The sequence below is a fragment of the Mesorhizobium sp. BR1-1-13 genome (genome assembly GCF_020165515.1).
Classification (GTDB): domain Bacteria; phylum Pseudomonadota; class Alphaproteobacteria; order Rhizobiales; family Rhizobiaceae; genus Mesorhizobium.
On record NZ_JAIUIH010000010.1, the window covers coordinates 72877 to 99062 of the forward strand.

Sequence of the window (26186 nt, forward strand, 5' to 3'; positions counted from 1 at the left end):
CCCGATCTGGGAGCTCTGGAGATAACACCACTCGATGCCAGCCCAAAGCATATGGACACTTCTCAGTTGGGGACCCAATGGCTGGCTTGACGATATCGCCTATGGCGCGGTGGTCACCATCGCGCTGGCGCTCGCCACGCTTCCGATCGGCCTGACGATCGGCTTTTTCATTGCCTGGGCGAAGCAATCCGAAGAGCCTTCGCTGCGGCTGGCCGCGAACATTTACACCACCATGTTTCGCGGCCTTCCGGAGTTGGTGACGCTCTTCCTGTTCTTCTTCGGCATGCCCATCCTGCTGCAATACATCATCCGCTTCTTCAGACCCGAGGCGACGATCGATGTCGACAGCTTCATCGCCGGCATGATCGTGCTCTCGCTGATCTTCTCTTCCTATGCCAGCGAGGTATTCCTTTCGGCCTTTCGCGCCATTCCGAAGGGCCAGTATGAGGGCGGCTATGCGATCGGTCTGTCGAAGTGGCTGACCATGCGCAAGGTGATCCTGCCGCAATTGCTGCGCATCGCATTCCCCGGTCTCGAGAATTGCTGGCTCAGCCTGCTCAAGGACACAGCCCTGGTCTCGGTCGTCAACCTCGCCGAGACCTTGCGCAATGCGGGCGTCGCGGCGCGCGTCACCAAACATTCGTTCCTGTTCTACAGCGTCGCGGCGCTGGTCTTTCTCATCCTGGCAATCCTGTCTTCGATCGCCACCGGCTTCATCTTGCGGTCGCTTGGACAGAGGGAAGCGCGATGAGCGTCACCGACACCATTGCCGTCGATCGGCCGCCGCCGCCGGCGCGCGGCTGGCCGCGTGCCCGTGTCGTGGGATACGCACTCGTCGGTCTCTGGATCCTCTTCGGCTTCGGTATACTGGCCTATCTAGTGTCCGCCTGGGACGGCGAGTTCTTCGCACGATATGCTCCGGCCTACCTGCAGGGACTTGGAACCACCCTGTCGCTGGTGGCGGTGTCGATGGTGGCCGGCGCCATCCTGTCGCTGCCCGTCACCTATGGCCGCATGTCGAGCAACCGGTTGCTGTCGTGGCCTGCCTATTGCTACGTCTATTTCTTCCGCGGCACGCCGCTGCTCGTCCAGGTCTATCTGGTCTATTACGGGGTCGGTTCTTTCCGCGTGCAGCTCGAATCGGTCGGGCTATGGTGGTTCTTCCGCGACGCCTTCAACTGCGGCGTGTTCGCCTTTGCGCTCAACACGGCCGCCTATCAGGCCGAAATCCTGCGCGGCGCCATCGAGAGCGTTCCAAGGGGCCAGTGGGAAGGCGCCGCTTCGCTCGGCCTGCACAAGCTGCAGACGCTGCGCAAGGTCATTCTGCCCCAGGCGATCATCGTGGCCTTGCGACCCTATGGCAATGAACTCGTTCTGATGATCAAGGCCTCCGCCATCGTGGCCATCATCACCGTCTACGACCTGATGGGCAATGCGAAACTCGCCTATGCCAAATCCTTCGATTTCCAGGCCTATGTCTGGGTGGCGATCGTCTATCTGGTGATGGTCGAGATCCTGCGCCACGGCGTCGAATGGATCGAGCGCCGGATCACCATTCACCTGAAACGGTAGGCTTACCTGTGCCAGTCGATGGCTCGGCGCGCGCCTTGACGAATCCGTGGCATGGCCTAGACCTTCCGCAACTGCAATCTCTGTACCCGTCGGAAGGACAAGCCATGGCATCGGTGGCATTTCTCGGTCTTGGCGTCATGGGCTATCCCATGGCCGCGCATCTGAAGAACAAGGGCGGCCATGACGTCACCGTCTACAACCGCACCAGGGCAAAGGCCGAGCAATGGGTCGCCCAGCATGGCGGCGCTCTCGCCCTGACGCCCGCACAGGCTGCCGAAGGCAAGGACTTTGTCTTCTCGTGCGTGGGCAATGACGACGATCTGCGTTCTGTGACGACGGCAAAGGACGGTGCCTTTCAGGCCGTGAAAAAGGGCGCGGTCTACATCGACAACACCACGGCATCGGCCGAGGTCGCGCGCGAATTGGCGGAGGCCGCACAGGAGCGCGGCTTCTCGTTCCTCGACGCGCCGGTCTCCGGCGGCCAGGCCGGCGCCGAGAACGGCATTCTGACCGTCATGGTCGGCGGCGATCAGGCAGCCTTCGACAAAGCCAGGCCCGTCATCGACGCCTATGCCCGGATGGTCGGGCTTATGGGACCGGCAGGCGCCGGCCAGCTCACCAAGATGATCAACCAAATCTGCATCGCCGGGCTGGTGCAGGGACTGTCCGAAGGCATCCATTTCGGCAAGAAGGCCGGGCTCGACATCGAGAAGGTCATCGATGTGATCTCCAAGGGCGCAGCGGGCTCGTGGCAGATGGAGAACCGGCACAAGACGATGAATGCAGGCAAATACGACTTCGGCTTCGCGGTCGACTGGATGCGCAAGGATTTGGGCATCTGCCTTGATGAAGCCGACCGCAACGGCGCGAGGCTGCCCGTGACGGCGCTCGTCGACCAGTTCTACAAGGACGTCCAGGCGATGGGCGGCAGGCGCTGGGACACATCCTCACTGCTGGCACGGCTGGAAAAGTAGAACGCAGATGTCCCTGCCCGGCCCGAGCTGGAGCGCGGACGAGATCGTCGCTCACCTGCGCTCGATCGGCACGCAGGAAAACCGCGCCGGCATGGCCCGGTTCGGCATAAACACCGCGACGGCGCTTGGTGTCGGCAATTCGGATCTGCGGCCGCTGGCGCGCAAGCTGAAGCGCAATCACGAGCGGGCGCTGGCCCTGTGGGACAGCGGTGTTCGCGAGGCGCGGCTGATGGCGGCGTTCACCGGCGAGCCGAAAAGGATCACGGCCGAGCAGTGCCGCCGCTGGGCCAGCGATTTCGATTCCTGGGAGATCGTCGACAGCGTCTCGGATCTCTTTGCCGAAACGCCGTTCCGGCGTGAGTTGATCGAGGAGTTTGTTGCTGACGAACGCGAGTTCGTGCGCCGCGCGGGCTTTGCCAGGTGGCCTGGAGCGCAGTGCATCTGAAGCAGGAGCCGGACGCGACGTTTCTCGCCTATCTGCCATTGATCGAGGCGCATGCCGGCGATCCGCGCAATTTCGTCAGGAAGGCGGTCAATTGGGCGCTGCGGCAGATTGGCAAACGCTCGGCGGCACTGCATGCCCCTGCCCTTACGCTTGCGCAAAAGCTGGCCGGATCATCCGACAAGACGGCGCGCTGGATCGGCCGGGACGCCGTGAAGGAGTTAACGGGTCCAAAGACGCTGGACCGGCTTGCCGAAAGAAATCCGCATGCGGGTTCTCGCCGACATGTGATGCGGGCCGAACGTTGACGTTACTGATGGCAGCGGCTTAATTCGGACCAAAGGGAGCGGCCCAATGAACAACCATCTCAAAACCGCCGCGCTGGCGGTCGCGATGTTCGGGTTCATCGCCGCCGGCGCCTCGGCCGAGACCGCTCATATACTCTGGAAGGATCTGCGGCCCGCCACTCAAGCCGCCGCCGAGGATGCCGGCTTGCCGATGATCGCGGCCAAGGTTCCGGACCACGGCGAGACTTTGTCCCTGAATCTGCAGGACAAGACCATCGAGTTGGCCGGCTACGCCCTGCCCGTCGATCGCGACGGCGACCTCGTCTATCAGTTCCTGCTGGTGCCGTGGACCGGCGCCTGCAGCCACATGCCGACACCGCCGCCCAATCAGATCGTCCTGGTCACCCCGGCTCATCCCTACAAAATGTCGCAGGCCTACCAGCCGGTTTCCGTAACCGGCGCGCTGAAACCGGGCATGGAGAAGAGCCAGCTTTTCATCCTGGACGGCGTCTCGGTCATCCAATCGGGCTATACCGTGCGCAAAGCAGAAGTGACCAGCGTCGACACCGTGCCGGACACAGTCACCCTACCGGTCAACTCGCCTTGGACTTTCCTCAACAAAAAGAACAACTAAGCAAGGCGAGCTTGCGTGACCTTGCATGCACCAAGGTCACGCGCGCTCAGGCCGCGTTCGCACCCGATTCCTTGTCCAGCACCATGTAATCGAGCGGGATTTCGGTCGTGTACTTGATCTGCTCCATGGCAAAGGAGGACGAGACGTCGCGAATCTCGATCTTGGCGATCAGCCGCTTATAGAAGGCATCATAGGCTGCAATGTCGGGGACCACGACACGCAGGAGATAGTCGACATCGCCGCTCATGCGGTAAAACTCGACCACCTCGGGGAACTCCTGGATGACTTCGGAAAAGCGCCGCAGCCATTCATGGCTGTGCGAATTGGTGCGGATCGAGACGAAGACGGTGACCCGCACATTGACCTTTTCATGATCGAGAATGGCGACACGCCGCTTGATGACGCCCTCTTCCTCGAGCTTCTGGATGCGCCGCCAGCAAGGGGTCGTCGACAGTCCCACTTTCTTGGCGACATCTGCGACCGCGAGCGTCGCGTCCTCCTGCAGGAGGCGGAGAATTTTTCGGTCAAGGCGGTCCATCGAATGCTCCTGAAGGAATGGATTGGCCATAATCGGCGTTGTTATAGCCTTTCACAAGAAAAAAATTCTGCTGATTGGCGGAAAAGCCGGTGGTTTCTTGCTGAATGTCTAACCGAGGCGATAGCGGATTTCCGACCTGAGGAAAGGCAGCAAATCCATTTCAAACCAGGGATTCCGCTTCAGCCAGCCGGTGTTGCGCCAGGACGGATGCGGCAGCGGCAGCACCTTCTGGCCAGCGGATTTCTCCCAGATGGAGCGCCAGTCCCTCACCGTTTCCGTCAGGGACGGGCGCCGCGCGGCACCCATATGCCAGGACTGCGCGTAGATGCCGATCGTCAGCACCAGGTCGATCTGCGGCATGAGCCCCATCAACGGCGCGCGCCAGGCCGGCGCGCATTCCCGCCTTGGCGGCAAGTCGCTGCCCTTGGCATCCTGGCCGGGGAAACAGAAGCCCATCGGCACGATGGCGAACTTCTCGGTGTCGTAGAACTCCTCGCTGGTGACGCCGAGCCAGTCCCTGAGCCGGTCGCCCGAAGCATCGGTGAACGGCATGCCCGACAGATGAACCTTGGTTCCGGGCGCCTGGCTGGCAATCAGGATGCGGGCACTCGACGAGGGCCGCAGCACCGGGCGCGGCTCGTGCGGCAGTGGCCGGCCGATCGGATTGTCGACGCAGATGCGGCAGGAGCGAACCGTCGCGGCGAAGCTTTCGAGTTCCGCAGTCATCCTCAGGCCGCGGCACTCGGCCGGCTCGAAACCATCCGATACCAGCGCAACACATTGCCGCACTCGTCCGGCACCTTGATGCGCGCAGGTTTCATGAAATCGATGGCGATCAACCCGGTGATATCGGCGATCGAATAGGCGTCGCCGGCGGCGAATTCGCGGGTTCCCAGCTCGCCGTCGAGAAGTCTCAGGAATTCGATTGCCTTCGGCTTGTTGGCCTCGCCCCATTCGGAGATCTGCGGGATTTCCCATTCCTTCATGGCCGGATGGGTGTGGCGGAAAGCCTGCGCGACGCAGGTCAGCAGGTTGAATTCCATCCGCCTTTGCCACATCTCGACCTGCGCCTTGCCGAGCGCCCCGCGTCCGAACAACGCCGGCTCGGGGTGCAATTCCTCGAAGTAGCGGCAGATGGCGACGGACTCGGTAATGACGGTGCCGTCGTCAAGCTCCAGCACCGGCAGTCGCCGCAGTGGATTGCGCGAGCTGACCGCCTGTTGCCTGTGTTCCAGCGCGCCCATGTCGACGGACACCAGCGGAACCGAGATTCCCTTCTCGGCCAGAAAAACGCGAACCCGTCTTGGGTTGGGTGCTCGGCCGCCGTCGAAGAGCTTCATTCGATCCTCCAGTTCTTGCCGGTAATGGCAGGGTTCAGCTTCCGCCGGCTTACCAGAAGCGGAAAATCTCTCGCACGGCATCGCCGATGGAGGCGAGCGTGCCATGTTTTCTCTCGACGGACTCGCCATGGTGGCTGTCGCGCCAATCTTGCGGCTGGTCGAACGTACCTGCCCAGATGCCGGCCTTGGCGGCACGGGCAACGGCTTCCTCGCTCTCGTAATCGCCGAAAGCGACCGCCCAGCCTGCCTCGACCTGTGCGCGGTTGAGATCGGTGTCCCCGGCCTTGCAATCGCCGAGCAGCCGGCCGTACCGGTCGCGCTGCCAGCCGCTGCAGATGACGGGCCTGCCGGCGATCAGGCGCACCAGAGATTGGCGCGCAAGCGTGCCACAGGAATAGTCGGCGCCGTTCTTGCGGCAGGTCTGGGTGTATTCCGGCGCGTCGATGCCGCGCATGCGGATGCGTTCGGCGCCGAGCGTGATCGAGTCGCCATCATTGATGATGGCGACGCCCTGTGTCTTTCGCGTCTCCACGCGATCGAGGCGCGCCGCAAGCACGATCAGCAGCCCCAGAACGACGACCGTCAACCCATAGTCCAGCAACTTGCGCCATGGGCTTCGCGGGCGCGGCGCAGCGTATCGCCGCCGCGGTCTTTGCGACCAGGAGCGGCTCATATGGCAAACGGTTGGTTAATCATTCGAACGTAGCTTAACACCTTGAAAACGCTGCCCGCATAAATTGAAGTCTTCATGCCTTTGCAACGCTCGAACACAGCGGACAAATTCATTGTGGACCGCAGGAAACGTCATCGCAACAGCGATGTCGCGCGTGCGGTGCGCAAGACGCGCGACCGTCTTTCGCAGCAGGCCGGCAACCTGGATTTCGATCGCGAACTGCTGAAGCTTCATGCCCGCGCGATGACCGGCGGCGGTGTCGCCATTCCTCTGCTCGTTTTGGCGATCGCCGCGGTTGGCCGGCTGGCCGGCATTGGCAACGAGATCATCCTCTGGGCGCTTTTCACCCTGACCTGCTACACGATCGTGACGTTCATGGCGCGGCGCATCGAACGCACGGAAGCGTCCGAGCTCAACCCCTTGCAAACGCGAAGCGAATTCCTGGTAGCCCATTTCGTGTGCGGGCTCGGCTGGAGCTGGTTCGTCTGGCTCGGCTGCGGCACATGCCAGGTCGACCAGTTCCAGGTGATAAAGGCCGTGGTCCTGCTGTTCGCCATGGCGGTAACCGCGGTCATGGCATCGTCACTGAGTGGCGCCCTGCTGGCTACTTTCGCTGTTCCTGTGGCACTTTATGCCTATACCGGGGTCAGGTTGTGGATGCCGGTCGAAGCGGTCATGGCTGCACTGCTGGTCGTGTCGCTGCCTTTCTTCGCCTATGTGGCACGCAACCTCAACCGTTCGTCCTTGATGATGTTGTCGTTCCGCTCCGAGAGGGATGCGCTGGTGGCCGAGCTCGAGACGGCGAAGTCGATGTCCGACGAAGCGCGGCGGCGGGCGGAAGACGCCAATCTGGCAAAGTCGCGCTTCCTCGCGTCGATGAGCCATGAATTGCGCACGCCGCTCAACGCCATTCTCGGCTTTTCCGAGGTGATGGCGAACGAGGTGCTGGGGCCAATGAGCAATCCCACCTATCGCGACTACGCCAATGACGTGCACGAATCCGGCCAGCATCTGCTCGACCTGATCAACGAGATACTGGACCTTTCGCGTATCGAAGCCGGCCGCTACCAGCTCAACGAGGAGCCGGTGATGCTGCTCGGCATCGTCGAGGACTGCTGCCATATGATGGAGTTGAAGGCGCGCAACAAGGATATCCGCGTCATTCAGGATTTCGAACATGCCTTGCCGCGCCTGTTCGCCGACGAGCGCGCGGTGCGCCAGATCACGCTCAACCTTCTGTCCAACGCGATCAAGTTCACCGCGACCGGCGGCGAGATCCGCGTCCGCGTCGGCTGGACGGCCGGCGGCGGCCAATACATCTCGGTCAAGGACAATGGTCCCGGCATACCCGAAGACGAGATCCCGGTGGTGCTTTCGGCCTTCGGCCAGGGTTCGATCGCCATCAAGAGCGCCGAGCAGGGCACCGGCCTCGGCTTGCCGATCGTGCAGGGACTGCTTGCCATGCATGGCGGCGAGTTCCAACTTCATTCCAAGCTGCGCGAAGGCACCGAGGCGATCGCCATCTTCCCGCTGAGCCGGGTGATGGAGGAATTGCCGGCCCTGCCGACCGCGGCGGTCGCCGCGCGGCGGCGTTGAGTTCTCGGCCCGATATGACAGGTCGTTGCCTGCAATGACGATCGCCGGTTGGAATCCAGGCAGCCTCGAGATCAAATCAGGACGCCTCTCCCTCAAGTTGTTTACGCCCAGCGATGCCAATGAGCTTTTTGCCTGCATCACGCCAGCGATCACCCGGTTCATGCAGTGGCAACCGCCTCGATCGACAACTGCTTTCGCCGAGGCATGGCAATCCAGGCTAAAGCCAATCCTCGACGGATCGGATCTGCATTTTGTGGTGCGTTGTTCGCGAGACGATCGCTGTCTTGGGCTCCTCGGCCTGCATGCGACGCTGACGGCATGCCCAGAACTCGGAATCTGGATACGGGAAGAGGCTCAGGGAAAAGGCATCGGCCGAGAGGCAATCGCCGCTGTGGTAGCGTGGGCGTCCGAGAAACTTGAGCCCGATTGTTTCGAATACCCCGTAGCGGAAGAAAACGTCGCCAGCAGAAGAATTGCGGAACACCTAGGAGGTTCGATTGCTGGAAGGCGACCCAATTCAAAATACGTCGCTGTGGTCTATCGCATTCCCAGGCTCCAGAGCTGATCCGATAACCCTCAGCGAAATTCTGCTCATGGCCGTCAGCCGCGAACTGCCGCAGCCATGCCCGAACTGGTCAGCGCGGCTGCCTTGACCATGCCGGCGGCCAGTGCCGCCCCTACTCCCTCGCCGTGGCTCACGCCAAGATCAAGCAACGGGCGAAGGCCAAGGCGCTCGGCGGCCCGCGCGTGCGCGGGCTCCGCCGAGAGGCCGGCGAGCAGGCAATGGTCGAGCGCAGCGGGGTTGGCGGCATGCACAACGGCTGCCGCGGCCGTTGCCGCGAATCCGTCGAGCAGCACTGGTATCTTCTGCATCCGCGCTGCCAGGATGGCGCCGGCGATCGCCGCGAACTCGCGGCCGCCAACCCGCCGCAGCACTTCGAGCGGATCGTCGAGATGAGCGCCGTGGAAGGCGAGTGCGACATCGACCACCTCGGCCTTGCGCGCCTGCATCGCCGCGTCGGCGCCGGATCCCGCGCCGACCCAGTCGGTGCCCTTGCCTCCGTAAAGGGCCGCGAACAGGGCGGCGGCGATGGTGGAATTGCCGACGCCGAGATCGCCGAGGCAAAGCAGGTCGGCGCCGCCGGCGATCGCCTCCATGCCGAAGGCCATGGTGGCCGCGCAGCCTCGCTCGTCGAGGGCCGCATCCTCGGTGATGTCGGCTGTCGGGATATGAAGGGCGAGGTCAAAGACCTTCAGCCCCAGATCGTTGGCGATGCAGACCTGGTTGACCGCAGCACCTCCAGCCGCGCACAGCTCGACGGCGTTGGCCGTCGCCGCCACTGGCCGCGGCGAAATGCCGTGCCTGAGAGCGCCATGGTTGCCGGCAAAGACCGCGACCAGAGGCCGAGTCACCGCCGGCGGCGCGCGGCCGCTCCATGCGGCCAGCCAGGCAGCGATGTCCTCGATGCGACCAAGCGAATTCCTCGGCTTGTCGGCCTTGGAAAACAGCATGCGCACACGGGCCTCGGCTGTCTTGTCGGCCATCGGCAGGGCGGCCAGCAGGTTGCGGAAATCGTCCAAGGGCTTTGCGCTGGTCATGTCGTTGATTTCGTCCTTGCAGATTGGCCAGCGGCATAGCCGCCTTGATGCGCCTGCACAACCTCCTGCCCTGCCGTAAAAGCGGCTGCGGGCGCCGCATTCCCTAGGGCTTGCAAAGGTCACGCCGTTGCACCATGTGGAAGTCAGCCAAGGAAAGGTCCATGACGGCCATCGAATCCCCATGCATTCTGGTCTGTTCGATCGATACGAAAACCGGCTTCTGCTTCGGTTGCGGTCGCACACGCGACGAGATCGGCGCCTGGATCGGCATGACGGCGCAGGCGCGCCGCGATGTCATGGCCGAACTGCCGGCAAGGCTGGAGACGGTCGAGCGCCGGCCGCGCCGCGAAACCCGCCGCACCCGCATGGCACGCGAACGCAACGCGCTCTCGTGAACGGATTCCCGACATGAACCGCCTGTTCTGGATCCTGATGCTCGTCATCGGCGTCGGCGCGGTGCTGCTGATGTTCAACGATTCCGCCGGCAACACGCTCGGCGTCGAGAACGATGATTTCGGCCGGCTGATCTGGCTTGGCGCCTTCGGCGCGCTCATCGGCGCCGGCTTGCTCCGGTCAGGCCGCCCGCTCGGCGCCATGGCGCGCAACCTCGGCGCCTGGGCGGCGATCGCACTGGCGCTGGTCGCCGGCTATCAATATCGCTACGAATTGCAGGATTTCGCCAGCCGTGTAACCGCTGGCCTCGTTCCCGGCAGCCCGCTGGCGCTGGGCATCGAGGACGGCCATACCACGGTGACGCTCGACAAGGCCGACAATGGCCATTTCGAGGCACGTATCCTGATCAATGGCGCGCCCGTGCGCACCGTGGTCGATACCGGGGCGACCAGCACCGTGTTGACGTCGCAGGACGCCCAGGCAGCCGGAATCAATCCGGCCACGCTCGATTTCACCATACCGGTCTCGACCGCCAACGGCATGGCGCGCGCCGCGGCTGTGAAAACCAGAGAAATGGCGATCGGCGGGATCGTGCGCAAGAATATGCCGGTGATGGTCGCGGCACCCGGTATGCTCGGTCAGAGCCTGCTCGGCATGAACTTCATCGGTTCGCTTTCGGGCTTCGACGTGCGCGGCGACCGGATGATCCTCAGGGACTGAGGCTCGGGTCGAAGGGGGCGTCAGGCCGCCTTGTCCACCGCTCCGCTGAGGTCGACCGCAGCGAACGCCGTCTTCAGCACCTGCGGCCCGGCGCCGGGGCGCGTTGCATCCGTGGAGAGTATCTGGCGGTAGCGGCGCGCACCGGGCAATCCGTGGAACAACCCGACCATATGGCGGGTGACGTGGCCGAGCCGCCCGCTCTGTTCGATATGGCGTGCGGCGTAGCCGGCCATGACATCGATCAGCGCGGCGAAATCGAAGGGACCGGCCCGCTCTCCATAAAACATCGAATCGATGCCGGTCAGAATGCCTGGAGTATGATAAGCGGCACGGCCGAGCATGGCGCCGTCGAGGTGATCGAGATGCGTCCGCACCTCTTCAAGCGACTGAATGCCGCCATTGATACCGATGAATTCGTTCGGCTTTCTCGCCTTCAACCGATAGACGCGGCCATAGTCGAGCGGCGGGATGTCGCGGTTTTCCTTGGGGCTCAGTCCCTCCAGCCATGCCTTGCGCGCATGCACCCAAAGGGCGTCGGCGCCTGCCGCGAAAACGCCGTCTGCAAGCGCATCCAGCGCCGGCTCGGGATCCTGCTCGTCAACGCCGATGCGGCATTTGACGGTTACGGGAATGGCCACCGCCGCCTTCATCGCCGCGACACAGTCGGCGACGAGATCAGGCGCCTTCATCAGGCAAGCGCCGAACGTACCGGACTGGACGCGGTCCGACGGGCAGCCGACATTGAGGTTGATCTCGTCATAGCCGAAAGCCTCGCCGATGCGCGCCGCCTCGGCCAGCTTCCCCGGATCGGAGCCGCCGAGCTGCAGCGCGACCGGATGTTCCGCATCATCAAAACCAAGCAGGCGTTCGCGCGCGCCCTGGATGACCGCGTCCGCCACCACCATCTCGGTGTAGAGCAACGCACGGCGCGTCAGTTGGCGATGGAAGAACCGGCAATGGCGGTCCGTCCAGTCCATCATCGGGGCGATTGCCACCCTATGCTCTTGGCATCTCGACATTTTTAGCGTCAATTGGTTGGTTGATGCGGGCGGCATGGCCACCGACCCTCATATCGGCGACATATGCGAAGTAGGCAAGCCCCTCGCTCGAGCAGTAAGTCTGAAGGCGGTCCTTCTGCGCCTGCCAAATCCTGTAACCTGAAGTGCTGTCTTCTCATTTTTTCGAGTGCTGGGCGAAATCGCGCCAAGAAATCGGAAGCTTGCACCCCTTGCTACACCGCAGGAAAGTTGCACGCTGTTTTGCGACCGGGTCGCTGCTCTTTCAACTGCGGCGAACAAGACGGGGGGCGCCTTTCCAGGATTGGCTGCTTTCCGAACTTGCCGACCACAAGCGGATGGTAGCCATCCTGGGCCGCGCCGCACAGGCGTTCGCAGACACAATGGCAGACGGACAAACAGTCAAATCGGCGCCGGGGGCCGGCGCCGTTTCGACTACAGTCGGTCCTGAACGTTACCGCCGCAGCGCGTACACGCGCCCCGCTGGCTCGTTGCCCACCGACAAGGCCATGTCGTCATCCAGAAGCCGCGTGATCCGGGCGAAGCCCGTGAACGCCTTCCTGGCTTCTTCAGCCGACATCTGCCCCGACAGGGCGGCCGCGCAGCAGTTCAGCGCGCATTGATAGACGGGGCCACGTCGCCCGGTCGGCCATTTACGCAAAAACACCATGGCCTCGGCAACAGTGTCGATTTCTTCGATAGGGTGTCCCTGCCCGCGTGAGATCCGCACGGGCGAAAAAAAATGCAAATAATCCATCGTATCCTCCCGCTCGGTCGCGACGTGTTCGACCGAACCCCATCAAACGCGCCATCATCCACTTGGTTCCATAAAAAAACGGACGCTTGGCAAAAAAAGACGGGTTTACCCGCTGCGACTGCGATGTCGTCGCGCCGGCGCTTGAAAGCGTCGCGAATCGGAGTCGCCGATCAGAGCGGCAAGTATCGTGCCGCGCGATAAGCGCGATCCCCATTGAATATCTTTAAGGCCAAAGCCGGCAAATCAGCCGATTGCCCCTTCCCTCGCGTCAGGCGTAACCTCGACGGTCAACGCGTGAGGGCGCGTGCTGCAAGAAGGGGACAATTGCAATGACGATACAAGGCGCATCGCCGGATCTATATAACGAAGATCTCGCACCGGCCAAGATACGAAACTGGGGACCATTCTCGATCTTCAACGTCTGGACCTCGGACGTCCACAGCCTCTGGGGTTACTATCTCGCCGCCAGCCTTTTTCTGTTCTGCGGCGGCTTCGTCAACTTCATCATCGCCATCGGCATCGGCTCGCTCGTCATCTACGCGCTGATGAACATGGTCGGCTATGCCGGCGTGAAGACCGGCGCGCCCTACCCCGTGCTCGCCCGCGCCTCATTCGGCATCTGGGGCGCCAACATACCGGCGCTGGTGCGCGCCATCGTCGCCTGCTTCTGGTACGGCGCACAGACGGCGGCCGCTTCCGGCGCCATTGTCGCGCTGCTGATCCGCTCGCAGTGGTTCGCCGATTTCAACGCCAACACCCATTTCCTCGGCCACTCCGGGCTGGAAGTGATCTGCTTCGTGGTCATCTGGGCGCTGCAGCTGCTGATTATCCAGAACGGCATGGAGACGGTGCGCCGCTTCCAGGATTGGGCCGGCCCGGCCGTCTGGGTGATGATGCTGATCCTGGCCGTCTATCTCTGCGTCAAAGCCGGGACTTTCGCCTTCACCAGTGACATTCCGATGGATGTGCTGCTCGAAAAGACCAAGGATGCGGGCGTGCCAGGCACGCCGGGATCGTGGACGTCGCTGTTCGCCGTCGCCGCGATCTGGGTGACCTATTTTTCGGCTCTCTATCTCAACTTCTGCGATTTCGCCCGCTATGCACCGGACAAGGCATCGCTGCGCAAGGGCAATATCTGGGGCCTGCCGGTCAATCTCATCCTGTTCTCGCTGGTCGCTGGCGTTACCACCATTGCCGCTTACGATGTCTATCACGAGGTGCTGCTGCACCCCGACCAGATATCGGCGAAATTCGGCAGCTGGTTCCTGGCCGCGCTCGCCGCCTTGACTTTCGCGGTGGCGACGCTCGGCATCAATGTCGTGGCCAATTTCGTCTCGCCGGCCTTCGACTTCTCCAACGTCTTCCCGCGCCAGATCGACTTCAAGAAGGGTGGCTACATCGCGGCACTGATCGCGCTCGTACTCTATCCCTTCGCGCCCTGGGAAGGCAGCGCTGCATCCTTCGTCAACATCATCGGCGCGACGATGGGGCCGATCTTCGGCGTCATGATGGTCGACTACTACCTGATCCGGAAGGGCGAGGTCGACGTCGAAGCGCTTTATCGCGAGGATGGCGAGTTCCGCTTCCAGGGCGGCTGGCATGTCAATGCCTTCATCGCCGCCGGCATTGGCGCCCTCTTCTCCTCGATCCTGCCGAACTTCACCAACTGGCTGCCATCCTGGTGGGGCGTCTATGGCTGGTTCTTCGGCGTCGGAATTGCCGGCATCATCTATTACATGCTGCGCACCGTGGCCGTGGGTGCCGGCGCCAAGACGGCGAAGGCTTGATGTGATGTCGTCTGGGGCGGCGCAACGCCGCCCCAGATTAGGATCTTACCATCTCTGCCAGCTTGCGAACCGTGTTCCAGTTGCGCGACGTGCCGATGCCCATGCGCTTGTGGTTGGCGGCCGCAAGCAACCGCGAGCTTGGCCTCTCTCGCGAGAATACGAGCCATATGTCGCCGTCGACCAGGACCACCTTCTCGTCCTCGGCGGCATGGGCCTGAAGCCCCGATATCGCATCTCTGGCTACAGCTTTGCGCATCACTCGCACCGCGACCTGATCGCCGGCTTCCGCCGATTCGGCTGGGAAGGGATTGCAGGCCGCAAGTTTCAGCCAATCTCCGGCGCCACGGACAATGATGTCGACATGGCGGCCAAAGGCCTTTTCGAAGGCGGCCTCCAGTCGGTTCTCAAGCGCGGCGATTGAGATCTTTTCACTATCGAAGACAAGATTGCCCGTCGCCACGAGCGTACGGACATTCTTCAGCCCGAGGCCTTCCGCCATCGCCTTCAGTTCGGACATCACGACCCGGCGCCCTTCTCCCAGGACGATGCTGTAGAGAAGGGCGACATAAATCTGCATCGGATGCCGAACCCCGCCTGGCGCGCCTACACCAGGCGCGATTGTTCGACCGCCGCCTCGATGAAGCTGGCGAACAGCGGATGCGGGTCGAGCGGCCGGCTCTTCAGCTCGGGGTGGTATTGCACGCCGATGAACCAGGGATGGTCGGGGTATTCGACCGTTTCGGGCAGCACGCCGTCGGGCGACATGCCGGCAAACACCAGGCCGCAATCCTCCAGCCGCTGCTTATAGTCGATATTGACCTCGTAGCGGTGGCGGTGACGCTCGGAGATCTGCGTGTCGCCATAGATATCGGCGATCTTGGAACCCTTGGCGAGCTCCGCCTGATAGGCGCCGAGCCGCATCGTGCCGCCGAGATCGCCGGTTGCCCGGCGCTTCTCCAGCATATTGCCCTTCAGCCACTCCGTCATCAGGCCGACGACCGGCTCCTTGGTCGGGCCGAACTCGGTCGAGGAGGCCTGATCGACCCCGGCCAGAGATCGCGCCGCCTCGATACAGGCCATCTGCATGCCGAAGCAGATGCCGAAATACGGCACCTTGCGCTCACGCGCGAACTTCGCCGCCAGGATCTTGCCCTCCGAGCCGCGCTCGCCGAACCCGCCGGGCACCAGGATGCCATGCACCTTTTCCAGCCACGGCGCCGGATCCTCCTTTTCGAAGATCTCCGATTCGATCCAGTCGAGCTTGACCTTGACGTGGTTGGCCAGGCCGCCATGCGACAGCGCCTCGATCAGCGATTTGTAGGCGTCCTTGAGGCCGGTGTATTTGCCGACGATGGCGATGGTCACCTCGCCTTCCGGATTGTGGATGCGGTTGGACACGGCCTGCCACGGCTCCATGCGCGGCTTCGGCGCTGGGTCGATGCCGAACGCGGCCAGCACTTCCGAATCGAGCCCTTCCTTGTGGTAAGCCATCGGCACGTCGTAGATGTGAGGCACGTCGAGCGCCTGGATGACCGCGCTTTCCCTGACATTGCAGAACAGCGACAGTTTTCTGCGCTCTTCCTTGGGGATGGCCCGGTCGGCGCGGACGAGCAGGATGTCGGGCGCGATGCCGATGCCGCGCAGCTCCTTGACCGAATGCTGGGTCGGCTTGGTCTTCAATTCGCCCGCAGTCGGGATATAGGGCATCAGCGTCAGATGCACATAGACGGCGTTGTTGCGCGGCAGGTCGTTGCCGAGCTGGCGGATCGCCTCCAGGAACGGCATCGCCTCGATGTCGCCCACGGTACCGCCGATCTCGCACAGCACGAAATCATAGTCGTCATTGCCGTCGAGGACGAAATTCTTGATCTCGTCGGTGACGTGCGGGATGACCTGCACGGTGGCGCCGAGATAATCGCCGCGCCGCTCGCGCTCGATGATGTTCTTGTAGATGCGGCCGGTGGTGATGTTGTCCTGCTGGTTGGCGGAACGGCCGGTGAACCGCTCGTAATGACCAAGATCGAGATCGGTCTCCGCGCCGTCATCGGTGACGAACACCTCGCCGTGCTGATACGGCGACATCGTCCCTGGATCGACATTGAGGTAGGGATCGAGTTTTTTGATGCGTGCGCGATAGCCCCGCGCCTGCAAGAGAGCCCCGAGGGCCGCTGCGGCAATGCCTTTTCCAAGTGAGGAAACCACGCCGCCTGTGATGAATACATATCGCGCCATGGGAGTCATCGCTTAACGCGGCCGGATTGATTCCGCCAGAGAAAAAACCGCCGCTAAGGCTTTTTCCCAAGAAGGCGCTCGAACCATGATCCGAAAAATGGGATCCGGTTTTCGGATAGGCCCATGTCGAACGGGCTGGCCCGTTCCACTGGAACGCAACCGGGAGCGAGGCAAAACAAAAGGGCCGGCTGAACCGGCCCTTTTGGCAAGCTGTTGAAAACGTCAGATAATGACGACCTTGGTGCCGACCTTGACGCGGCTGTAGAGGTCCATGACGTGCTCGTTCATCATGCGGAAACAGCCATTGGAAGCGCTGGTTCCGATCGACTGCGGCGCGATGGTGCCGTGGATGCGCAGATGCGTGTCCTTCTTGCCGTCATAGAGATAGATGGCGCGGGCGCCGAGCGGATTCTGACCGCCGCCGGGCATGCCGTCCTTGTACTGGGCATAATGCTTGGGCTCGCGCTTCTGCATGTCCAGCGTCGGGATCCAGCGTGGCCACTCCTGCTTGTCGCCGACCGCCACGGTGCCCTTGAACTGCAATCCTTCGCGGCCGACCGCGATGGCGTAGCGGCGCGCGGTGGACGATGATTCCACCAGGTAGAGCCGGCGGGCACTGGTATCGATGACGATCGTGCCGGCCTCGTAGCCGGTGAATTCCACGTCCTGTGGGACGAACTCCGGCTTTACCTTGAACGGCTTCTTGGCGTTTTTCCTGGCGAGCGCCGAATCCAGCGCACGGGTCTCAGGCAGATAATTGATCGAGGACGATGCCATCTGGCCGCCAAACAGTCCGGCGAACAGGCCGCCGCCGGTGCGCTGCTTCTGGCCAGGCAGCTCGCTGCGCAATTCGCCATTATTGCCGGTCAGCGCAACGTTCATCACCTCGGCCGATTCCGGTTCGGCCGAAGGAATCGGCTCGATCGGCGTCAACGGCTCGATGATCTTCGTGATCTTCTTGACCGACTTGGCCGCGGCCACTTCGGTCGCCGGGGCAGTCTTGCCTCTCTTGGCCAGGAACGCCTGCCGTTCCGCCTCGGCCTTCGCCTTCGCCGCCTCGCGCATCGCCATCTTCCTGGCTTCCAGCGCCTTGGCCTTGGCAGCTTCTTTGTCGGCAACGATCTTGGCCTCGATCTTTTTGATCTGGGCGAGATCGTCCGGTGTCGGATTTTTCTTCTTCTTGAGAAGCCTCAACTGCGCCGCATCGCTCTTGGCTGCGACGTTGATGGCGTCGGTCTTGCCGACCGACTGATTGGCGGCCAGATTGGCTGGCACGCCGGCGAAAGCCGGGGAGCTCATGCCGAGTGCGGCGCAAAGTCCCAGGAAGATGAAGCTGCGAAGCTGCATGGCGAAGATCCGATCGTTCAATATTTGTTGCCCACGGCGTCGCCCGGCGTCCCCCAAGGACACCGAAAATGCCGCGCGCAATCTATAGTCGAATAAGCGCGGGCGCCTCAAGCGCGAGGCCGCTGCACTTCCCGTCGAATCTTCGTGATGCCGCCGCATTTGCCGCGACTGTGGTCAAACGACAACAGATCGGCTTATGAAGATCAGAGCGCCGAGAGCCTGGCCGCGAGAACCCGAACTGAAAGCAGTTCGGTTGCGACGGCCGCGAGCGCCGGTAGCCGGCGTTCACACGCCGGCACTACCTTGCCGTCACATAGTCTTGAGAAGGAGCCCAGACTATTGGTTCGGAACCTGCGGGGCTGCGGGCGCGGTGCTGGTGCCGTTGGTCGCTGGCGGCGTGGCCGGAGCATTGGCTGGCGGCGGCGTCGCGGCTCCGTTGCCGGAAGGCGGCGTCGGCGCGGCGTTGCCTGAAGGCGGCGTCGGGGTGGTCGTGCCCGGCAATTGGTTGAGTACGCCCTTGCCGGCGCCGTCCGATGTTGCGGGAACGCGGTCGAGAATGTCGATCGGCTTCTCGCCGTAGCGGGCAATGATCGACAAGGTCAGCGACGTCACGAAGAAAGCGGCCGCCAGGATCGCCGTCGCCCGGGTCAGCGCATTGGCGGCGCCGCGCGCCGTCATGAAGCCGGATCCGCCACCAATACCAAGGCCGCCGCCTTCGGAGCGCTGCAGCAGCACAACGCCGACAAGGGCCAGAACGACCATGAGATGGATGACGATCAGTACGGTTTGCATAGTTTATCCTGGCAATGCCCTGCCCGGCCGCGGACACGACCGGGGAATTGGAGGCGGCTCAATACAATGCTTTCACGGCATTTCCAAGCCCGTGGCCGGAATATGGGAAGCAAGGCGTCCTTTACAACGATTTCCCGTGCGCCGCGCCCGCTTCGGCGCCGCGCTAAGTCATCAGGCGATGCTGCGATAGGCTTCCGCGATGCCCAGGAAGTCGGCCGCTTTCAGGCTGGCGCCGCCAACCAGCGCGCCGTCGACATTCCTGACCCCAAGCAGTTCCACTGCATTGGACGGCTTGACCGAACCGCCATAGAGAATGCGCATCTTGCCCGCGGCGGTGCCGAGTTTCTCCGACAGTTTTTCGCGAATATGCGCATGCGCCTCGGCTACATCGGCGACGGTCGGCGTCAGGCCGGTGCCGATCGCCCACACCGGCTCATAGGCAACGATCGTGTTGGACGCGGTAGCGCTTGCCGGCACCGAACCGGCAACCTGGCGTGACAGCACGTCCAGCGTCGCGCCCGCTTCGCGCTCCTGCCGCGTCTCGCCGATGCAGACAATGGCCACAAGCCCGGCGCGCCAGGCTGCGGAGGCCTTGGCCTGAACTGTCGCATCATCCTCGCCGCGCTGTTCGCGGCATTCGGAATGGCCGACGATGACGTGGGTCGCGCCCGCATCCTTCAGCATCTCCGCGGAGATGCACCCGGTATAGGCGCCGCTCTCCTTGGCGTGGCAATCCTCACCGCCGGCATGAACCGGCGTACGCGACAGAATCTCGGCGGCATGGGCGAGCAAGGTCGCGGGAACGCAGACCAGCGCCTCGGTGTCTGCGTCGAGCCCGCTCATGAAACCGTTGCCGATCATCCTGAGTTCGTTGAGCGAGGCGCTGGTACCGTTCATTTTCCAGTTGCCTGCGACGAGCGGGCGAATTCCTGGCGTCATCGTTTGCTTCTCCGGGTGACATTCGGCTGGCGTTCTCACTACCAAAATCAAGCCACAAAGCAATCGACAGTGGACCGGAAGGGCGCTATTGCGCTTGTTTCAGACTCGGCGCATCCGAAAATGCGCATAAATCGGAAGTAACGATGCTTGGTATATTGAGAAGCGCGGCGGGCACCTGGGTCGCGAAGTTACTGCTTTCGCTGCTGGTGGTCAGTTTTGCGGTCTGGGGCGTATCGGGACGGCTGATGGGTGGCCTTGCCGGCCACGACTCCGTCATCACGGCTGGCGGCACCAAGGTGTCGATCAACGAATACCGCCTCGCCTATGACCGCCAGCTCGCCGTCATGTCGCAGCAATTCGGTCAGCGCCTCACCCACGAACAGGCAAAGGCGCTCGGCGTCGACAACCAGGTGTTGGCGCAGCTTGTTTCGGGCGCGGTCCTCGACGAACAGGCTCGTAAGCTCGGCCTTGGCCTGTCCAAGGACCGGCTGGCCGAACTCACCCGCGAGGATCCGGCGTTCAAGGGCCCCGGCGGACAGTTCGATCGGAGAGCCTTCGAATACAGGCTGCGTGAGGTCGGCATGCGCCCGGAGGACTATTTGAAGAATCGGGCCCAGGTCGCGGTGCGCCAGCAGATCGTCGAGGCGGTTTCGGACGGCCTCAAGGCGCCTGACACCTTCTTCAAGGCGGTAGCCCTGTACCGTGGCGAGGATCGTACGGTCGACTATCTGACCTTGCCGAAGGCGCTGGTCGAACCCATCGAGGCGCCGAGCGACAGCGCGCTGCAGGCCTATTTCGAGGCCAACAAGAAGACCTATGCCGCGCCCGAATACCGCAAGTTTTCCTATGTCAGGCTCGAGCCGCAGGACATCATGGATACGAGCTCGGTGACCGACGCCCAGGTCAGCGACGACTACAACAAGAACAAGGCGCGCTACACCACTCCGGAGATGCGCACCATAGAGCAGCTTGTGTTCAAGACGCCGGACGAGGCCAAGGCCGCGCTCGATTCGTTGAAGTCCGGCGCAACCTTCGACAAGCTCGTCACTGCGGAAGGCAAGACCCCGGCCGACACGCTGCTCGGAACGCTCGCCAAGGACAAGATCGCCGACAAGGCGGTCGCCGACGCTGCTTTTGCGCTCAACGTCAATGAGGTGAGCCCTGTCGTGCAGGGTGCCTTCGGTCCCGTGCTGCTGCGCGTCACCGAGATCAAGCCCGAAGTCGTGAAGCCTCTGGCCGAAGTGTCGGACCAGATCCGCAAGGACCTGGCGCTGGGCGAGGCAAGCCGCATCCTTCTGGACGTGCACGACAATTACGAGGACAGTCGCGCCGCCGGCAGTTCGCTGGCCGACGCCGCCGCCAAGCTGAAGCTGAAGGTCGTCACCATCGACGCGATCGATCGCAGTGGCCTGCGGCCCGATGGCTCCATCGTCAAGGACCTGCCGGAATCGCCTGCTCTGATCAAGGCTGCCTTCGAAGCCGAACCGAATACCGAAAACGAGGCGCTGACCACGGCCGATAACGGCTTCATTTTCTATGAAGTGGCTTCGATCACGCCGGCCCGCGACCGCACGCTGGACGAAGTTCGCCAGAAAGTCGTTGCCGACTGGACTGCGGCCGAGACGGCCAAGCGGTTGACCGCCAAGGCGCAGGAGCTGGAAAAACGGCTCAAGGCCGGCGCAACGCTCGACGTCATCGCCGGCGAGCTCAAGCTGGAAAAGCAGACCAAGCGTGGCCTGAAGCGCGAGGCCGACGACGCCGATTTCGGCAAGGAAGGTGCAGCGGTGATGTTCGGCGTCGGCGAAGGCGGCACCGGCCTGATCCCCTCTCCCACCAGCGACGCCCAAATCCTGTTCAAGGTCGCCGAGGTGTTCGAACCCGCCGGGGCCGACGCCAGTTCGGTGCCCGAGGACGCGCGCAAGTCCTTCACCGCCGGCATGTCGGACGACCTGCTCGACCAGTTGGTGGCGCAGTTGCAGACGCAGTACGGCGTCCGCGTCGACCAGGCTGCCGTTGCCCAAGCCTCGACAAGATGAGCGCGCTGAAAACCCATATCGCCAAGGTCGCGACCGGCACCGCCCTGTCCTTCGACGAGGCGCGCGAGGCCTTCGACATCATCATGTCGGGCGATGCTACGCCCGGTCAGATCGGCGGCTTCCTGATGGCGTTGCGTGTGCGCGGCGAGACGGTGGACGAGATTTCGGGCGCCGTCGCCACCATGCGCGCCAAGATGCTTCGCGTCGACGCACCTGTCGGGGCCATCGACATCGTTGGCACCGGCGGCGACAATTCGCACTCCGTCAACATCTCGACGGCATCCGCTTTCGTCATCGCCGCCAGCGGGGTTCCGGTCGCCAAGCATGGCAATCGCGGGTTGTCTTCGCTGACCGGTGCGGCCGACGTCCTGACCGCGCTCGGCGTCAAGATCGACCTCACGCCGCAGGCCATCGGCCGCTGCATCCACGAGGCCGGTGTCGGCTTCATGTTCGCGCCGGCACATCACCCGGCGATGAAGCATGTCGGCCCGACCCGCGTGGAGCTCGGCACCAGGACCATCTTCAACTTGCTCGGTCCGCTCTCCAACCCGGCCGACGTGCGCCGGCAGATGGTCGGCGTGTTCATGCCGGAATGGATCATACCGGTGGCCGAGACGCTGAAGGCGCTGGGCACCGAACATGCCTGGGTCGTTCATGGTGACGGCTACGACGAGATCACCACCACGGGCGAAACGCATGTCGCCGAACTGATCGGCGGCGAGATCCGCACCTTCACCTTGACGCCCGAAGCGGTTGGCCTGGCCCGTCACACCAAGGAAGAACTGCGCGGCGGCGACGCTGCCTACAACGCCGAGGCCTTGCGCGCTATGCTGGGTGGCGCCGTGGGCGCTTTTCGCGACACAGTGCTGATGAACGCCGGTGGCGGCCTGGTGGTGGCTGGCAAGGCGACGACGCTCGCCGACGGCATGGCAACGGCGGTGCAAGCCATCGACAGCGGTCGGGCGCTGCAGGTGCTCGACCGGCTGGTCGAGATTTCGAACGGTTAGACAGATGTCGGACATCCTGCGCAAGATCGAGGCCTACAAGCGCGACGAGATCGCGACGGCCAAGGCGCGCGTGCCGCTGGCCGAGATCAAGGCGCGGGCGAAAGACACTGACGCGCCGCGCGGCTTCCTCGCGGCACTTGAGGCGAAGCGCAGATCCGGCGGCTTCGCTCTGATCGCCGAGATCAAGAAGGCAAGCCCGTCCAAGGGCTTGATCCGCGCCGACTTCGATCCGCCAGCGCTCGCGCGGGCCTATGCAAAGGGTGGCGCCGCCTGTCTTTCGGTGCTGACCGACGCACCGTCCTTCCAGGGCGCGCCGGAATTTCTCACCAAGGCAAGAGCCGCCGTCACCCTGCCCGCGCTGCGTAAGGATTTTCTGTTCGATCCTTATCAGGTCCATGAAGCTCGCGCCTGGGGGGCGGACGCCATCCTGATCATCATGGCCAGCGTCGATGACGATTTGGCGAGCGAGCTTGAAGCGACGGCATTCGAACTCGGCATGGATGCGCTGATCGAGGTCCACGACGAGGCCGAGACGGAGCGCGCACTGAAGCTGTCGTCGCAATTAATCGGCATCAACAACCGTAATCTGCGGACATTCGAGACCCGTCTCGAAACCTCGGAACGACTGCGGGCGATGGTGCCGGGTGGTTACTTGCTGGTCAGCGAAAGCGGCATCTTCTCTCATGACGACTGCCTCAGATTGCAAAAGAGCGACATCGGCACGTTCCTGGTCGGCGAAAGTTTGATGCGCCAGCAGGATGTGACCGCGGCAACGCGCGCGCTGCTCACCGGCAAGGCAGCGGCCGAGGCTGTCTGACGATGACGGCCGCCCTCACCCATCTCGGCGCGCAGGGCGAGGCCAACATGGTCGATGTCGGCGGCAAGGACGAAACGACGCGCACCGCCGTCGCCGAGGGTTTCGTTTCGATGCGGCCCGAGACGCTGAAGATGATCCTGGCCGGCAATGCCAAGAAAGGCGATGTGCTGGGCACCGCGCGCATAGCCGGCATCATGGCAGCGAAGAAGACGCATGAGCTGATCCCGCTCTGCCATCCGCTGCTCTTGACCAAGGTCTCCGTCGACATCGAGCCCGATCCTGCCCTGCCCGGACTGAAGATCATTGCGCTGGCGCGCGTCACCGGCAAGACCGGCGTCGAGATGGAAGCGCTCACCGCGGCTTCGGTTGCCTGCCTGACCATTTACGACATGGCCAAGGCGGTCGACCGCGCCATGGTCATCACCGGCATCCGGTTGGTCGAAAAGACCGGCGGCAAGTCGGGCGACTACAAAGCCGCTGGCGAAGATGGGGCGGTCGCCTGATGGCGCTGCTTCCGGTCGCAGCAGCGCTCGAACGCCTGCTGGAGGGTGCTGCGCCGCTTGCGAGCGAAAGCGTTTCGCTCCTCGAGGCCGTGGATCGCGTTCTCGCGGAGCCGGTGGTGGCGTTGCGCACCCAACCGCCCTTCAACGCCTCTGCCATGGACGGATACGCAGTCCGCGCCATCGATGTCGCGTCCGTGCCGTCCCGGCTTTCGGTGATAGGCATGGCGGCGGCCGGGCGCGGCTTTGACGGCGCCGTCGGCAAGGCGCAGGCCGTGCGCATCTTCACCGGTGCTCCGCTGCCGCAAGGTGCAGACACCATCGTCATCCAGGAAAACGTTCGTGACCTCGGCGGCGGCAGCATCGAGGTGGTCGAACCGACCGCCGAGGGGCGCAACATCCGCCGCTTCGGGCTCGATTTCTCGGAGGGCGACACCCTGCTGGAAAAAGGCCGGGTGCTCGATCCGGCAGCACTGTCGCTTGTCGCCTCGGCCAACCATCCCCGGGTGGGCGTCGTGAAGCGGCCGCTGGTTGCCATCATCGCCACCGGCGACGAGCTGCTGCCGCCCGGCAGCGAACTGGGCCCCGACCAGATCATTTCGTCAAACGCCTACGGCGTCGCCGCCGCCGCGCAATCGGTCGGTGCGCATGCGCTTGATCTCGGCATTGCCGCTGACCGCGAGGAAGCCATCGCGGCGCTGGTCAGGAAAGCGGTCGCGGCCGGCGCTGATGTCATCGTCACGCTCGGCGGCGCCTCGGTCGGCGACCACGATCTGATCCATGACGTGCTGACCGGCGAAGGCATGACGCTCGGTTTCTGGAAGATCGCCATGCGTCCCGGCAAGCCGCTGATGTTTGGCCGCCTCGGCGACATCAGGTGCATCGGCCTGCCCGGCAATCCGGTGGCGAGCCTCGTCTGCTCGCAACTGTTCCTGAAACCGCTCCTGGCACGCCTCGGCGGCCGCAATTTCCGGCAAGATATCCGTCAGGCACGGCTGGGCGCCGCTATGCAGGCCAATGATCTGCGCCAGGACTATGTGCGGGCGGTGGTCAGGCAAAAGGCCGACATCCTGGTTGCAACCCCTTTCAGCATCCAGGATTCCTCGATGCTGAGGATGCTGGCCGACGCCAACGGACTGATCGTGCGCGAACCATTTGTATCCGCTGCGGCTGCAGGAGACGCTTGCAGCGTTCTCATGCTGAGGTGAATATTTCCCGTATAACCAGCTGATTCTAGCGACAAATCAGATCGTTGATTCCGCTAGCAAAACTCGTGTCAGCGGATGCGCCGGATCGGCCAGGCCTTCGACAATGTCGTAATGATGTCGGTCCGGCTCGACCACCGCGCTCGTGACGGCACCAAGCCCTGTCCAGATATTGGCCAGCAAGGCGTTCTGGCGCAAGAACTCGGACCGCTCGCCGCCTCCGGCCCAGCACGTGATGCGCGCGCCATCCATGGGCCGCAGCAGCGCCGGGCTTTCCGTCAGCGCCTCGGCTTCATCGATTTTCAGCGCCGCATTCATGCCGGTGCGCATGAGCGGACGCAGGTCATGCAGGCCTGAAATCGAAACGACGTGGCGTACGCGCCTTGCCACGCCGGCTGCCAGGGGCGTTGATGTCGTCGCCATGCGGCTGGCGAGATGGCCGCCGGCCGAATGCCCGGTCAGCATAAGCGGTCCCCCGACCATCGCCGCCGCCTTGCCGATCGCTGCGCCGATCTCGTGGGAGATGCCGGCGATGCGTATGTCGGGGCAGAGCGTATAGGACGGCATCGCCACGGCAAAGCCGCTGTCAACCGAGCCCCTGGCGAGATGCGACCAGGTATCCTTGTCGGACTCCAGCCAGTAGCCGCCATGGATGAACACGACGAGCCCCTTGGGCGTGGCGGCGGGAAGGAAGAGATCGAGCCTGTTGCGCGGCCTGTCGCCATAGGCGATGTCGAGCTGAGCCCTGCCCTTTGCCGCAAGCGCATCGCGAAATGCCTGCGCCGGCTCGACCCATGCAGCCGGCCAGCGATCGCTGCCGGCGATGTTGGCGCCGTTGGCGTAGGCATTGTCCCAATCGGCAATGCGATGTTCGAGCATCGGCACCCTCCCCCGGACGGCATCGTTTCAGCCGCTAGCAATGACGATCGACAGAGGCAACGTCAATGCTCCGGGGCAAAACATTTTAGGCTTGAAACAAATTT

Annotated in this window: 27 protein-coding genes and 1 pseudogene; 15 read left to right on the forward strand and 13 right to left on the reverse strand. The window is 63.3% G+C overall.

Features of this window, described 5'->3' with window-relative positions:
• Positions 1–34: 34 nt before the first annotated feature.
• The 5 genes and pseudogenes from LB533_RS21840 to LB533_RS21860 all read left to right on the forward strand — a co-directional run bounded on the left by LB533_RS21840 (position 35) and on the right by LB533_RS21860 (position 3909).
• On the forward strand, positions 35–751 hold the full coding sequence (locus LB533_RS21840; protein ID WP_140525212.1) for an ABC transporter permease: 717 nt from the start codon (positions 35–37) through the stop codon (positions 749–751).
• On the forward strand, positions 748–1572 hold the full coding sequence (locus tag LB533_RS21845) for an ABC transporter permease (protein ID WP_140638148.1): 825 nt from the start codon (positions 748–750) through the stop codon (positions 1570–1572). The genes LB533_RS21840 and LB533_RS21845 overlap by 4 nt, the downstream gene beginning before the upstream one ends.
• A 104-nt stretch (positions 1573–1676) precedes the next feature.
• Positions 1677–2546, forward strand: a complete 870-nt coding sequence (locus LB533_RS21850; protein ID WP_140638149.1) for an NAD(P)-dependent oxidoreductase — start codon at positions 1677–1679, stop codon at positions 2544–2546.
• Positions 2547–2553: 7 nt separating this feature from the next.
• A pseudogene (locus tag LB533_RS21855) lies at positions 2554–3296 on the forward strand (DNA alkylation repair protein).
• Between the two features lie 46 nt (positions 3297–3342).
• Positions 3343–3909: a DUF3299 domain-containing protein gene (locus LB533_RS21860; protein WP_140638150.1), complete on the forward strand. Its 567-nt coding sequence runs from the start codon at positions 3343–3345 to the stop codon at positions 3907–3909.
• A gap of 46 nt (positions 3910–3955) precedes the next feature.
• Here the strand turns inward: LB533_RS21860 and LB533_RS21865 are convergent, their stop codons facing one another.
• The 4 genes from LB533_RS21865 to LB533_RS21880 form a co-directional block, all read right to left on the reverse strand.
• Positions 3956–4447 carry an Lrp/AsnC family transcriptional regulator gene (locus LB533_RS21865; RefSeq protein ID WP_006205209.1) on the reverse strand — a complete coding sequence of 164 codons (492 nt, stop codon included), beginning with the start codon at positions 4445–4447 and terminating at the stop codon, positions 3956–3958.
• A gap of 108 nt (positions 4448–4555) precedes the next feature.
• Positions 4556–5236, reverse strand: coding sequence for a uracil-DNA glycosylase family protein (locus LB533_RS21870; RefSeq protein WP_140638151.1), 681 nt, complete (start codon positions 5234–5236; stop codon positions 4556–4558).
• Positions 5176–5787 carry a glutathione S-transferase gene (locus LB533_RS21875; RefSeq protein ID WP_140638152.1) on the reverse strand — a complete coding sequence of 204 codons (612 nt, stop codon included), beginning with the start codon at positions 5785–5787 and terminating at the stop codon, positions 5176–5178. The genes LB533_RS21870 and LB533_RS21875 overlap by 61 nt, the downstream gene beginning before the upstream one ends.
• A gap of 49 nt (positions 5788–5836) precedes the next feature.
• Positions 5837–6460, reverse strand: coding sequence for a thermonuclease family protein (locus LB533_RS21880; RefSeq protein ID WP_140638153.1), 624 nt, complete (start codon positions 6458–6460; stop codon positions 5837–5839).
• A 75-nt stretch (positions 6461–6535) separates the two neighbouring features.
• Between LB533_RS21880 and LB533_RS21885 the strand changes: the two genes are divergently transcribed.
• Together LB533_RS21885 and LB533_RS21890 are read left to right on the forward strand one after the other, a co-directional pair.
• Positions 6536–8056: a sensor histidine kinase gene (locus tag LB533_RS21885; protein WP_140638154.1), complete on the forward strand. Its 1521-nt coding sequence runs from the start codon at positions 6536–6538 to the stop codon at positions 8054–8056.
• Between the two features lie 34 nt (positions 8057–8090).
• On the forward strand, positions 8091–8621 hold the full coding sequence (locus LB533_RS21890; protein WP_140638155.1) for a GNAT family N-acetyltransferase: 531 nt from the start codon (positions 8091–8093) through the stop codon (positions 8619–8621).
• 35 nt (positions 8622–8656) lie between these two features.
• Here LB533_RS21890 and LB533_RS21895 read toward each other — a convergent pair whose 3' ends face one another.
• Positions 8657–9655 carry a nicotinate-nucleotide--dimethylbenzimidazole phosphoribosyltransferase gene (locus LB533_RS21895; RefSeq protein ID WP_140638156.1) on the reverse strand — a complete coding sequence of 333 codons (999 nt, stop codon included), beginning with the start codon at positions 9653–9655 and terminating at the stop codon, positions 8657–8659.
• A 161-nt stretch (positions 9656–9816) separates the two neighbouring features.
• Between LB533_RS21895 and LB533_RS21900 the strand changes: the two genes are divergently transcribed.
• Positions 9817–10050 (forward strand): DUF1289 domain-containing protein, encoded by a 234-nt coding sequence (locus LB533_RS21900; protein ID WP_140638157.1) that lies wholly within the window; start codon positions 9817–9819, stop codon positions 10048–10050.
• Between the two features lie 13 nt (positions 10051–10063).
• The gene (locus LB533_RS21905) at positions 10064–10768 is read left to right on the forward strand and encodes a TIGR02281 family clan AA aspartic protease (protein ID WP_140638158.1); all 705 of its coding nucleotides are present in this window, start codon (positions 10064–10066) and stop codon (positions 10766–10768) included.
• Between the two features lie 20 nt (positions 10769–10788).
• Here LB533_RS21905 and dusA read toward each other — a convergent pair whose 3' ends face one another.
• A complete protein-coding gene (gene dusA, locus LB533_RS21910; RefSeq protein ID WP_140638159.1) occupies positions 10789–11787 on the reverse strand; it encodes a tRNA dihydrouridine(20/20a) synthase DusA in 999 nt (332 codons plus the stop codon).
• 451 nt (positions 11788–12238) lie between these two features.
• Positions 12239–12541, reverse strand: a complete 303-nt coding sequence (locus tag LB533_RS21915; protein WP_140638160.1) for a DUF982 domain-containing protein — start codon at positions 12539–12541, stop codon at positions 12239–12241.
• A gap of 329 nt (positions 12542–12870) precedes the next feature.
• Here LB533_RS21915 and LB533_RS21920 point away from each other — a divergent pair, with 329 nt between their 5' ends.
• Positions 12871–14328: an NCS1 family nucleobase:cation symporter-1 gene (locus tag LB533_RS21920; protein WP_224678220.1), complete on the forward strand. Its 1458-nt coding sequence runs from the start codon at positions 12871–12873 to the stop codon at positions 14326–14328.
• 37 nt (positions 14329–14365) lie between these two features.
• Here the strand turns inward: LB533_RS21920 and LB533_RS21925 are convergent, their stop codons facing one another.
• From LB533_RS21925 to tpiA, 5 genes are all read right to left on the reverse strand, one after another.
• Entirely contained in the window at positions 14366–14905 is a 540-nt protein-coding gene (locus LB533_RS21925) for a DUF1697 domain-containing protein (RefSeq protein WP_140638162.1), read from the reverse strand.
• 26 nt (positions 14906–14931) lie between these two features.
• Entirely contained in the window at positions 14932–16569 is a 1638-nt protein-coding gene (locus LB533_RS21930) for a CTP synthase (protein WP_140638163.1), read from the reverse strand.
• Positions 16570–16782: 213 nt separating this feature from the next.
• On the reverse strand, positions 16783–17907 hold the full coding sequence (locus LB533_RS21935) for a L,D-transpeptidase (RefSeq protein ID WP_140638164.1): 1125 nt from the start codon (positions 17905–17907) through the stop codon (positions 16783–16785).
• 336 nt (positions 17908–18243) lie between these two features.
• A complete protein-coding gene (gene secG, locus LB533_RS21940) occupies positions 18244–18699 on the reverse strand; it encodes a preprotein translocase subunit SecG (protein WP_140638165.1) in 456 nt (151 codons plus the stop codon).
• Between the two features lie 171 nt (positions 18700–18870).
• Positions 18871–19638: a triose-phosphate isomerase gene (gene tpiA / locus LB533_RS21945; protein WP_140638166.1), complete on the reverse strand. Its 768-nt coding sequence runs from the start codon at positions 19636–19638 to the stop codon at positions 18871–18873.
• A gap of 143 nt (positions 19639–19781) precedes the next feature.
• Between tpiA and LB533_RS21950 the strand changes: the two genes are divergently transcribed.
• Genes LB533_RS21950 through glp form a run of 5 tightly spaced genes read left to right on the forward strand, consistent with a single transcriptional unit; the run spans position 19782 to position 25206 of the window.
• The gene (locus LB533_RS21950; protein ID WP_140638167.1) at positions 19782–21674 is read left to right on the forward strand and encodes a SurA N-terminal domain-containing protein; all 1893 of its coding nucleotides are present in this window, start codon (positions 19782–19784) and stop codon (positions 21672–21674) included.
• Positions 21671–22681 (forward strand): anthranilate phosphoribosyltransferase, encoded by a 1011-nt coding sequence (gene trpD / locus LB533_RS21955; RefSeq protein ID WP_140638168.1) that lies wholly within the window; start codon positions 21671–21673, stop codon positions 22679–22681. Before LB533_RS21950 ends, trpD begins: the two co-directional genes overlap by 4 nt.
• Positions 22682–22685: 4 nt before the next feature.
• Complete coding sequence (gene trpC / locus LB533_RS21960) at positions 22686–23498, forward strand: indole-3-glycerol phosphate synthase TrpC (RefSeq protein WP_140548397.1); 813 nt, start codon at positions 22686–22688, stop codon at positions 23496–23498.
• A gap of 2 nt (positions 23499–23500) precedes the next feature.
• A complete protein-coding gene (moaC, locus tag LB533_RS21965) occupies positions 23501–24001 on the forward strand; it encodes a cyclic pyranopterin monophosphate synthase MoaC (protein ID WP_140638169.1) in 501 nt (166 codons plus the stop codon).
• Positions 24001–25206, forward strand: a complete 1206-nt coding sequence (gene glp / locus LB533_RS21970) for a gephyrin-like molybdotransferase Glp (RefSeq protein WP_140638170.1) — start codon at positions 24001–24003, stop codon at positions 25204–25206. Before moaC ends, glp begins: the two co-directional genes overlap by 1 nt.
• 36 nt (positions 25207–25242) lie before the next feature.
• Here glp and LB533_RS21975 read toward each other — a convergent pair whose 3' ends face one another.
• Positions 25243–26082 (reverse strand): alpha/beta hydrolase, encoded by an 840-nt coding sequence (locus LB533_RS21975; protein ID WP_140638171.1) that lies wholly within the window; start codon positions 26080–26082, stop codon positions 25243–25245.
• Between the last annotated feature and the right edge of the window lie 104 nt (positions 26083–26186).

Bases quoted from the DNA above. Each gene is read 5' to 3' on its own strand.
- moaC (WP_140638169.1), top strand. From the start codon at position 23,501: ATGACGGCCGCCCTCACCCATCTCGGCGCGCAGGGCGAGGCCAACATG.
- LB533_RS21850 (WP_140638149.1), top strand. From the start codon at position 1,677: ATGGCATCGGTGGCATTTCTCGGTCTTGGCGTCATGGGCTATCCCATG.
- LB533_RS21845 (WP_140638148.1), top strand. From the start codon at position 748: ATGAGCGTCACCGACACCATTGCCGTCGATCGGCCGCCGCCGCCGGCG.
- glp (WP_140638170.1), top strand. From the start codon at position 24,001: ATGGCGCTGCTTCCGGTCGCAGCAGCGCTCGAACGCCTGCTGGAGGGT.
- dusA (WP_140638159.1), bottom strand. From the start codon at position 11,787: ATGTCGAGATGCCAAGAGCATAGGGTGGCAATCGCCCCGATGATGGAC.
- LB533_RS21895 (WP_140638156.1), bottom strand. From the start codon at position 9,655: ATGACCAGCGCAAAGCCCTTGGACGATTTCCGCAACCTGCTGGCCGCC.
- LB533_RS21840 (WP_140525212.1), top strand. From the start codon at position 35: ATGCCAGCCCAAAGCATATGGACACTTCTCAGTTGGGGACCCAATGGC.
- LB533_RS21880 (WP_140638153.1), bottom strand. From the start codon at position 6,460: ATGAGCCGCTCCTGGTCGCAAAGACCGCGGCGGCGATACGCTGCGCCG.
- LB533_RS21925 (WP_140638162.1), bottom strand. From the start codon at position 14,905: ATGCAGATTTATGTCGCCCTTCTCTACAGCATCGTCCTGGGAGAAGGG.
- LB533_RS21860 (WP_140638150.1), top strand. From the start codon at position 3,343: ATGAACAACCATCTCAAAACCGCCGCGCTGGCGGTCGCGATGTTCGGG.
- LB533_RS21890 (WP_140638155.1), top strand. From the start codon at position 8,091: ATGACGATCGCCGGTTGGAATCCAGGCAGCCTCGAGATCAAATCAGGA.
- LB533_RS21905 (WP_140638158.1), top strand. From the start codon at position 10,064: ATGAACCGCCTGTTCTGGATCCTGATGCTCGTCATCGGCGTCGGCGCG.
- tpiA (WP_140638166.1), bottom strand. From the start codon at position 19,638: ATGACGCCAGGAATTCGCCCGCTCGTCGCAGGCAACTGGAAAATGAAC.
- trpC (WP_140548397.1), top strand. From the start codon at position 22,686: ATGTCGGACATCCTGCGCAAGATCGAGGCCTACAAGCGCGACGAGATC.
- LB533_RS21935 (WP_140638164.1), bottom strand. From the start codon at position 17,907: ATGCAGCTTCGCAGCTTCATCTTCCTGGGACTTTGCGCCGCACTCGGC.
- secG (WP_140638165.1), bottom strand. From the start codon at position 18,699: ATGCAAACCGTACTGATCGTCATCCATCTCATGGTCGTTCTGGCCCTT.
- LB533_RS21885 (WP_140638154.1), top strand. From the start codon at position 6,536: ATGCCTTTGCAACGCTCGAACACAGCGGACAAATTCATTGTGGACCGC.
- LB533_RS21950 (WP_140638167.1), top strand. From the start codon at position 19,782: ATGCTTGGTATATTGAGAAGCGCGGCGGGCACCTGGGTCGCGAAGTTA.
- LB533_RS21875 (WP_140638152.1), bottom strand. From the start codon at position 5,787: ATGAAGCTCTTCGACGGCGGCCGAGCACCCAACCCAAGACGGGTTCGC.
- LB533_RS21915 (WP_140638160.1), bottom strand. From the start codon at position 12,541: ATGGATTATTTGCATTTTTTTTCGCCCGTGCGGATCTCACGCGGGCAG.
- trpD (WP_140638168.1), top strand. From the start codon at position 21,671: ATGAGCGCGCTGAAAACCCATATCGCCAAGGTCGCGACCGGCACCGCC.
- LB533_RS21920 (WP_224678220.1), top strand. From the start codon at position 12,871: ATGACGATACAAGGCGCATCGCCGGATCTATATAACGAAGATCTCGCA.
- LB533_RS21865 (WP_006205209.1), bottom strand. From the start codon at position 4,447: ATGGACCGCCTTGACCGAAAAATTCTCCGCCTCCTGCAGGAGGACGCG.
- LB533_RS21975 (WP_140638171.1), bottom strand. From the start codon at position 26,082: ATGCTCGAACATCGCATTGCCGATTGGGACAATGCCTACGCCAACGGC.
- LB533_RS21930 (WP_140638163.1), bottom strand. From the start codon at position 16,569: ATGACTCCCATGGCGCGATATGTATTCATCACAGGCGGCGTGGTTTCC.
- LB533_RS21900 (WP_140638157.1), top strand. From the start codon at position 9,817: ATGACGGCCATCGAATCCCCATGCATTCTGGTCTGTTCGATCGATACG.